The 8,080-nt window shown below is 68.5% G+C and carries 10 protein-coding genes; 2 read left to right on the top strand and 8 right to left on the bottom strand.

Annotated elements, in window-relative coordinates:
* From J3S89_RS03035 to J3S89_RS23335, 5 genes are all read right to left on the bottom strand, one after another.
* Positions 1-795: a 2-keto-4-pentenoate hydratase gene (locus J3S89_RS03035; RefSeq protein ID WP_217926000.1), complete on the bottom strand. Its 795-nt coding sequence runs from the start codon at positions 793-795 to the stop codon at positions 1-3.
* A gap of 14 nt (positions 796-809) precedes the next feature.
* Entirely contained in the window at positions 810-2,273 is a 1,464-nt protein-coding gene (locus tag J3S89_RS03040; protein ID WP_420801331.1) for a 2-hydroxymuconic semialdehyde dehydrogenase, read from the bottom strand.
* 120 nt (positions 2,274-2,393) lie between these two features.
* Positions 2,394-2,816 carry a GlcG/HbpS family heme-binding protein gene (locus J3S89_RS03045; protein ID WP_217926002.1) on the bottom strand — a complete coding sequence of 141 codons (423 nt, stop codon included), beginning with the start codon at positions 2,814-2,816 and terminating at the stop codon, positions 2,394-2,396.
* Between the two features lie 13 nt (positions 2,817-2,829).
* On the bottom strand, positions 2,830-3,750 hold the full coding sequence (locus tag J3S89_RS03050; RefSeq protein ID WP_217926003.1) for a catechol 2,3-dioxygenase: 921 nt from the start codon (positions 3,748-3,750) through the stop codon (positions 2,830-2,832).
* A 1-nt stretch (position 3,751) separates the two neighbouring features.
* The gene (locus J3S89_RS23335) at positions 3,752-4,108 is read right to left on the bottom strand and encodes a 2Fe-2S iron-sulfur cluster-binding protein (protein WP_217926004.1); all 357 of its coding nucleotides are present in this window, start codon (positions 4,106-4,108) and stop codon (positions 3,752-3,754) included.
* Positions 4,109-4,512: 404 nt separating this feature from the next.
* Between J3S89_RS23335 and J3S89_RS03060 the strand changes: the two genes are divergently transcribed.
* Positions 4,513-5,196: an FCD domain-containing protein gene (locus J3S89_RS03060; RefSeq protein WP_217926005.1), complete on the top strand. Its 684-nt coding sequence runs from the start codon at positions 4,513-4,515 to the stop codon at positions 5,194-5,196.
* A gap of 88 nt (positions 5,197-5,284) precedes the next feature.
* Positions 5,285-6,112: an alpha/beta fold hydrolase gene (locus J3S89_RS03065; RefSeq protein ID WP_217926006.1), complete on the top strand. Its 828-nt coding sequence runs from the start codon at positions 5,285-5,287 to the stop codon at positions 6,110-6,112.
* Here J3S89_RS03065 and J3S89_RS03070 read toward each other — a convergent pair whose 3' ends face one another.
* From J3S89_RS03070 to J3S89_RS03080, 3 genes are all read right to left on the bottom strand, one after another.
* Complete coding sequence (locus tag J3S89_RS03070; RefSeq protein WP_217926009.1) at positions 6,113-7,342, bottom strand: CaiB/BaiF CoA transferase family protein; 1,230 nt, start codon at positions 7,340-7,342, stop codon at positions 6,113-6,115.
* Positions 7,317-7,691: an endonuclease domain-containing protein gene (locus J3S89_RS03075; protein WP_217926007.1), complete on the bottom strand. Its 375-nt coding sequence runs from the start codon at positions 7,689-7,691 to the stop codon at positions 7,317-7,319. Before J3S89_RS03075 ends, J3S89_RS03070 begins: the two co-directional genes overlap by 26 nt.
* A gap of 15 nt (positions 7,692-7,706) precedes the next feature.
* Positions 7,707-8,080 (bottom strand): acyl-CoA dehydrogenase family protein (locus tag J3S89_RS03080; RefSeq protein WP_274383935.1); only part of this gene is annotated, 374 nt, incomplete at its 5' end.

The raw sequence follows: 8,080 nt of genomic DNA on the forward strand, positions 1-8,080 counted from the left end.
TCACTCCTTGGAGAAAGCGGCGCGAACGGAGCCGAGACCCTCGATCCGCACATCGAAGACGTCGCCGGGCGCCACGGCCACCATCGGACCGAGCGCGCCGGAGAGAATGGTGTCGCCGGCCCGCATCGGGAAACCGGCCTTGGCCATCACTTGGGCCAGCCACAGAGTGGCGTTGAGCGGCGAGCCCATGCAGGCGGCGCCGGCGCCGACCGAGATCGGCTCGCCGGCCTTTTCCATCACCATGCCGCACAGACGCGGGTCGAAGTCGCCGAGGCGGACCGGGCGCGAACCGAGGACGTAGAGGCCGGAAGAGGCGTTGTCGGCGATGGTGTCGGTGATGCGGATGTCCCAATTGGCGACGCGCGAGCCGACGATCTCGATCGCCGGCACGGCATAGGCGATCGCCCGGAAGAGGTCGGCCACCGTCAGCTGCTCGCCGTCGAGATCGCAGCCGAGGACGAAGGCGATCTCCGCCTCGACCTTGGGCTGCATCACGTCGGCGAGCGAGACGTCGAGCGCCTCGGGACGGGCCATGTCGGCGAAGAGCATGCCGTAGTCGGGCTGGCCGACGCCGAGCTGCTTCTGGACGGCGAGCGAGGTGAGGCCGATCTTGCGGCCGACCAGACGGCGACCGGCATCGAGCGCGCGCCTGGTGTTGATCGCCTGCACCGCATAGGCGGCCTCGACGTCGCCGGCCGCGAGCAGGTCGCGGATCGGCGCCACCGGCCGGCCGGCGGTCGCGGCTTCGAACAACAGATCGGCCGCGCGGCGGATCGCTTCGGGGGAAGTGGTCATGAGCGTTCCGATCCTCACAGCTTGACGCAGACGTTGGTGATCTCGGTGTAGAACTCGAGGCTGTGGACGCCACCCTCGCGACCGATGCCCGAGGCCTTGGCGCCGCCGAAGGCGGTGCGCAGGTCGCGCAGGAACCACGAATTCACCCAGCAGATGCCGACGTCCATCTTCGCCGCGACACGATGCGCCCGGGAGAGGTTCTCGGTCCAGACCGCCGCCGCGAGCCCGTAGGGCGTCGCGTTGGCGAGACGCACCGCCTCCTCCTCGGTGTCGAAGGGACGGATGTGGCAGCAGGGTCCGAAGATCTCCTCGACCACGCAGGAGGCGTCGTCGGGAAGGCCGGTCCAGATCGTCGGCTGAACCCAGGATCCCTCGGCCAGATCGCCCTCCATCGCCGGGACGCCACCGCCGGTGATCACCGTGGCGCCCTCCTCGACCGCCTTGGCGTAATAGGAGAGGACCTTGCCCTGATGCTCCTTGGAGATCAGCGGGCCGATGCCGGTGGTCGGGTCCTCGGGGCGGCCGAGCCGCAGACCCTCGGCGCCCTGCTTCAGGCGGGCGACGAACTCGTCGAAGATCGGCCGTTCGACATAGACGCGCTCGGTGCCCAGGCAGACCTGGCCGCAGTTGGCGAAGACCGAGCGCATGGTGCCCTCGATCGCCTTGTCCATGTCGCAGTCGGCGAAGACCAGGGCTGGGTTCTTGCCGCCGAGCTCGAAGGACACCGGGCGGATGCCGTGCGCGGCCTGTTTCATGATCGCCTCGCCGGTGCGGGTCTCGCCGGTGAAGGTGATGCCGTTCACACCCGGATGCTGGGTCAGGAACTCGCCGGCCGAATCGGGGCCGAGACCGTGGACGACGTTGTAGACGCCCTTCGGCACGCCGACCGCGTTCATCACCTCGCCGAGCAGCGTCGCGGTGAGCGGCGTCTCCTCGGACGGCTTGACCACCACGGTGTTGCCGAGAGCGAGCGCCGGACCGACCTTCCAGGTCATCAGGAGCAGCGGCAGGTTCCAGGGCGAGATCACGGCGATGACGCCGCGCGGGCGCCTGAGGCCGTAGTTGAGGGCGCCGGTCCCGTCGGGGGTCGCCATCGGGAAGCACTCGGTCGAAACCGTCTTGGCGACGTCGGTGAACATCTTGAAATTGGCGGCGCCGCGCGGAATGTCGATGTGGGAGGCGAGCGACATCGGCTTGCCGGTGTCGAGACATTCGGCCTCGAGGAAGTCGTCGAAGCGACGGTTGATCTCGTCGGCGACCGCGCTCAGCATGTCGGTGCGCTGGGCGACCGTCATCCGGCCCCAGGGACCGTCGAGGGCGGCGCGGGCGGCCTTCACCGCCGCGTCGATCTCGGCGCGACCGCCTTCGGGCACCGTGCCGATGAAGCTGCCGTCGGTCGGGCAGAGGTTCCGCCAGCTCTTGCCCGTCGCGCCTCGGGTGAAGGCGCCGTCGATGAAATGGGCGGCGTCGCGGCGCATGCTCGACTGGGCGAGCGGGCGCCGATCCTGAGCCGAATGGACGGTCATCTCGAAATCTCCTCGATGCGAACCGGCGACCCACGGTCACCGACCAAATTCAAAGACACCGCGCCCGGACCCTCACAGGCCGAGCGCGGCGAGACCTGCGGCGGCGCAGGCGCGATCGTCGTCTTCCGAGCCGCCCGACACGCCGATGCCGCCGACGACGCGGCCGGCCACGACGAGAGGCGCGCCCCCTCCGAAGAGAACCACGCCCGGGCGCAGCGCCAACCCCTCGCGCAGCACCTCGCGCGGGGCGAGGGCCTCGCACAGGGCGTCGGTCGAGGCGCCGAAGGTCGCCGCCGTCCAGGCCTTGTCACGGGCGATGTCGACCGAGGCGGCGAAGGCACCGTCGGCGCGAAGGCAGGCGACCAACGCGCCACCGACGTCGACCACCGCCGCGACCACGGCGACGCCACGTTCCGCCCCCCGGGCGAGCGCCGCCTCGACGGCGACGCGCGCCGCCGAGACGGTGATGGTTTCGATCGATCGAGAGATCGTCATGTCCGCGCGATCCTCAGGTCACGACCGAGAGGAAGGCGTCGTTCAGCTGACGCTCGTAGTAGAAGATGCCCTTACCGACGTTCTCCGCGTCCCAGGTGCGGGTCGGATTGTCGGGATAGTAGGAATAGCCGCCGGCGAAGACCTCGTTGCGGTTGCCCGAGGGGTCGAAGAAATAGATCGTCTGACCGCGGGTGATGCCGTGACGGGTCGGGCCGATGTCGACGGAGATGTCGTAGCGGGTGAGAATGTCGGCGGCATGGCCGACGTCCATCCAGCTCTCCAGATCGAAGGCGGCATGGTGGAACTTGCCGGGCTCGGGATGGTTCACGAAGGCGATGTCGTGCGCCTTCATCGAGGCGGTCAGCCAGATCGCCAGGAGGCCGTCGGGCATGTCGACCCGCTCGGCGCAGGAGAAGTCGAGCACCTTCTCGAAGAACTCGAGATTGCGCTGAATGTTCGGGCCGTAGAGCAGGGCGTGGTCGAAGCGGCGGGCGCGCATGCCGTGCGGCTCGAGATCCCAGACGTCGGGATTGTGGATGCGCGGCTTGGGCTCGGATTGGTCGGCGTGGTGATAGAGCTCGATGCGGTGACCGGACTCGAGCATCCAGCCGATGCGGCGGCCGATGCCCGGCTGCTCGCCGGCGGCGACGTGGTCGACCGGGTAGCCCCATTCGACGATCCGCTTCTCGAAGGAGTCGAGATCGCTCTCCTCGCGCACCTTGAAGGCCATCAGGTCGTAGCCGGCGGTGTCGGCGCGGCGCAGGACGATGCTGTGGTGATCGAACTCGTCCGCGGCCTTGAGATAGACGCGGCCGTCGGGACCCTCGGTCACCTGATGCAGGCCGATCCGCTTGGTGTAGTGCTCGACCGCCGCGGGCATGTCGAGAACACGCAACTGGATGAACCCGGGACGAAGCACGCCTGTGTGAGCCATGTCATTTTCCTCCTTGAGACATTTCGGCCATTCGGCCGTTCTTGCCGAGCCGCTTGGGCTCGAGACGCAGCGTCAGGTCCCCGAGCGGATAGATCGCGCAGGCCAAGACGACCCCGTCGGCCTCGTCGTCCGAGGTGACATGGGCGCGACTCATCACGTCGCGGCGATAGTCGCCCTCGATCACTCTGGCTCGACAGATTCCGCAGCCGCCCCGCCGGCACCCCACGGGCAGCCGGCACGGCATGTTCTTCAGGCGTCCGAAGCCCTGCGCCCGTTCGAGCGCCACCAGCACCCGTTCACCGGCGCCGCAATCGGCGCTGCCGCTCCCCTCGACGGTGATCGTGTATCGTTCGCTCACCGACTCGATCCTCCCCGATCGACGGCCCCGACCGATGGTCGGTGGCGTTCCTCCGGCGGGGAGACGACGCACGCTCTCGCTCGACCCGGAGGCCGTCGCGACAGTCTTCGATGAAAGGTGCAGAGTGCGCCTCTCGTGTCTCCCCACGCCAGCGCGGCAGCCTCTTTGGATCCGGGCCGGCCGTCGCTCGCACCCCGCTTATCCGGCACGGGCCGGGACCTGTCAATAATAATTTCGAGATTTCAGAAAAGTGCCGTATAAACACATATTATCGTGATTATGAGGGCTCCGGAGTCGTTGTCGCATCGGTCGCCGTTCGCTAGTGTGTCGATCGGTCGGGCGCCTGCACTCGAGCCGCAGTGATGGAGACGAGGACGATGGACGGAACGGCGCGAGGCCCCAAAGTGGTCGCTGCGCGCAGCCTCGTTGAGGCCGCCTATGAAACCATCCGTCACGACATTCTCACCGGCGATCTCGCTCCGGGCACGAAGCTTCGGTTCGAGATGCTGCGGGCCCGTTACGGCGTCGGTGCCTCGACGCTGCGCGAGGCGCTGACCCGGCTGGTCGGCGAGGCGTTGGTGACGTCGGAGGAACAGCGCGGCTTTCGGGTCGCGCCGATCTCGATCGAGGACTTCGCCGATCTCACCCGCACCCGCCGGCTGATCGAGGTCGAGGCGCTGCGCCAATCGATCGTCTTCGGCGACGATCTGTGGGAGGCGGGGCTGGTCGCGGCGTTCCACCGGCTGTCCAAGGTCGAGGAGAAGCTCCCCGACGCCCCCGAGCGCCAGCAGGACGAGTTCGAGGAACGCAATCGCGACTTCCACCGGGCGCTCATCGCCGCCTGCCCGTCGCGCTGGCTGAAGCACATGCACGCCATCCTGTTCCAGCAGTCGGAGCGCTATCGCCGCATCGCGCTGTGCGACCGCACGGTGCCGCGCGACGTCCATACCGAGCACAAGGCGGTGTTGGAGGCGGCCCTGGCGCGCGACGTCGACCTCGCCTGCCGGCTCGAGGGCGAGCACATCGAGCGCACGCTCGAGGTGCTCAACGAATTGGTGGCGAGCAAGGCGCTGCCGCTGCGCTCGTGACGCCCGACGATTATTTCGTTGTTTTTGGAATTTTCGAGATTATCGTCTCCTCCCGAAGCGCGGCCACGGCGCGTCGGGAGGATCACGCATGACCCAGGACAATCCGGAAATCGGGCGTTCCATCGCCACCGGGGGCTTTCGCACCAATTTTCACGATCGGGGGGAAGGATCCCCGGTTCTGTTGATCCACGGCTCCGGCCCCGGGGTCTCGGCCTGGGCCAATTGGCGCGGCGTCGTGCCGGTTCTGGCGGAGCGCTTCCGGGTGATCGCGCCCGACATGGTCGGCTTCGGCTTTTCCGAACGGCCGGCCGGCATCGGCTACGACCGGGCGACCTGGATCGCCCAGACGCTCGATCTCCTCGACGCGCTCGGGCTCGAACGGGTCGACGTCGTCGGCAATTCCTTCGGCGGCGCGATCGCGCTCGCCCTGGCGATCGCCCATCCCGACCGCGTGCGGCGGCTGGTGTTGATGGGCAGCGTCGGGCTGTCGTTTCCGATCACCGCCGGGCTCGAGGCGGCCTGGGGCTACGAACCGTCGCTCGCCGCCATGCGCGCCCTGCTCGATCTCTTCGCTTACGACCGGGGTCTCGTCACCGACGAACTGGCCGAATTGCGCCATCGTGCCTCGATCCGGCCGGGGTTCCAGGAGAGTTTCTCGGCGATGTTCCCGGCGCCGCGTCAGGCCGGCGTCGAGGCGCTCGCCAGCCGCGAGGCCGACATCCGCCGGCTGCCGCACGAGACCCTGGTGATCCACGGCCGCGACGACCGCATCATCCCGCTCGAAGTGTCGATCCGCCTCGCCGGGATGATCGATCGTTCGCAGCTCCACGTCTTCGGCCGCTGCGGTCACTGGACCCAGATCGAGCACGCGGTGCGGTTCAACCGCCTCGTCGGCGATTTCCTCGCCGAGGTCTGATCAGCGCCGGCCGACCACGCCGGCCCCCGCCAGAGCGGCGATCTCGGCCTCGCCGAGGCCGAGATCGGTCAGCACCGCGTCGGTGTCGGCGCCGAGCCTGGGGGCGACGCGGTCCTGGGTCAGCGGCGTCGCGGAGAGGCGGATCGGATTGCGGATCGAGGGCACCGACCCGGCCGCAGCCTCGGGCGAGGCGAGGTCCATGCGCAGGCCGCGCGCCTTGACCTGCGGATCGGCGAAGACCTGCTCGACGGTGTTGATCGGACCGGCCGGCACATGGGCCCGCTCGAGCCGCGCCAGGAGATTGTCGCGCTTGAAGAGGCGGGTCTTCTCCTCGAGCAGGGGAATCAACTCCGCGCGGCCGGCGACGCGGCCGGCGTTGTGGACGAAGCGGGGATCGAAGGCGAGATCCTCGAGCCCGAGGATGGCGCAGGTGTCGCGCCATTGGCGATCGTTGCCGGTGGCGATGACGATGTGACCGTCGGCGACCGGGAAGACCTGATAGGGCACGATGTTGGGGTGGGCGTTGCCCATGCGGGTCGGCGACTTGCCGGAGACCAGATAGTTCATGCCCTGATTGGCGAGCATGCCGACCATGGTGTCGAGGAGGCTCATGTCGACCAGCTGGCCGCGCCCGGTCGTCAGCCTCGCGGCGAGCGCCGCCTGGATGCCGATCACCGCGTGGAGCCCGGTGAAGAGATCGGCGACCGCGACGCCGACCTTGGTCGGCTCGCCGTCGGGGGCGCCGGTCAGTTCCATGTAGCCGCCGAGGCCCTGGATCATGAAGTCGTAGCCGGCGCGGGTGGCATAGGGGCCGTCCTGGCCGAAGCCGGTGATGGAGCACCAGATCAGGCGCGGGTTCGCCGCCATCAGCGTCTCGTGATCGAGACCGTATTTCTTCAGGCCGCCGACCTTGAAGTTCTCGATCACCACGTCGGCGCGCGCCACCAGCCGGCGCACCAGATCGGCGCCCTCGGGCTTCTCGAAATCGATGGCGACCGAGCGTTTGCCGCGATTGCAGGCATGGAAATAGGCCGCGCCGAGATCCTCGCCGTCGCGGCCCGCCACGAAGGGAGGGCCCCAGTGGCGGGTGTCGTCGCCGGCGACCGGCCGCTCGATCTTGATCACCTCGGCGCCGAGATCGGCCAGCGTCTGACCGACCCAGGGACCGGCGAGGATGCGTCTCGATCGAGAAAGGGGGGCCGCCTCATCGCCCGGTCCCTTCCAGAGCAGCGGCGATCTTGTCGAGCACCGCCTCGATCTCCCGATCGACTTCCTGATTCCAGAACCGCAGGACGGTGAAGCCGAGTTCGCGAAGCCGCGCGTCGCGTCGCAAATCGGCCGTTGCCGCGTGCGGGGTGGCGTGGCCGCCGCCGTCCACCTCGATCGCCAACCGCGCCTTCAGGCAAGCGAAATCGACGACGAAGGCATCGATCGGAACCTGGCGGCGGAAGTGATGGCCGCCCGGCCGAAATCGATCGCGCAAGAGCCGCCAGAGCTCGCGCTCGGCCTCCGTGGCACGCCGGCGAAGCCCACGCGCCACGGCGACGGGGACGGTGGAGGGAGGACGACCGATCGCCATCGCTCCACGCAGCCCTCAGAAGAACGCCTGGATTCCGGTCTGGGCGCGTCCGAGGATGAGGGCGTGGACGTCGTGGGCGCCCTCGTAGGTGTTGACCGTCTCGAGGTTCGCCGCATGGCGCATCACGGCGTATTCGATCTGAATGCCGTTGCCGCCGTGCATGTCGCGCGCCATCCGGGCGATGTCGAGCGCCTTGCCGCAGTTGTTGCGCTTGATGATCGAGATCATCTCCGGCGCCATCTTGCCCTCGTCGAAGAGCCGACCGACCCGAAGCGCCGCCTGGAGCCCGAGCGTGATCTCGGTCTGCATGTCCGCGAGCTTCTTCTGATAGAGCTGCGTCGCGGCGAGCGGCTTGCCGAACTGCTTGCGGTCGAGCCCGTACTGACGCG

Origin of the sequence: Pinisolibacter aquiterrae (assembly GCF_019160155.1) — a bacterium.
Lineage (GTDB): Bacteria > Pseudomonadota > Alphaproteobacteria > Rhizobiales > Ancalomicrobiaceae > Pinisolibacter > Pinisolibacter aquiterrae.

Coding starts and splice junctions, on each gene's coding strand:
- J3S89_RS03050 (WP_217926003.1), bottom strand. CDS start 3,750: ATGGCTCACACAGGCGTGCTTCGTCCCGGGTTCATCCAGTTGCGTGTT.
- J3S89_RS03065 (WP_217926006.1), top strand. CDS start 5,285: ATGACCCAGGACAATCCGGAAATCGGGCGTTCCATCGCCACCGGGGGC.
- J3S89_RS03035 (WP_217926000.1), bottom strand. CDS start 795: ATGACCACTTCCCCCGAAGCGATCCGCCGCGCGGCCGATCTGTTGTTC.
- J3S89_RS03075 (WP_217926007.1), bottom strand. CDS start 7,691: ATGGCGATCGGTCGTCCTCCCTCCACCGTCCCCGTCGCCGTGGCGCGT.
- J3S89_RS03045 (WP_217926002.1), bottom strand. CDS start 2,816: ATGACGATCTCTCGATCGATCGAAACCATCACCGTCTCGGCGGCGCGC.
- J3S89_RS03040 (WP_420801331.1), bottom strand. CDS start 2,273: ATGCGCCGCGACGCCGCCCATTTCATCGACGGCGCCTTCACCCGAGGC.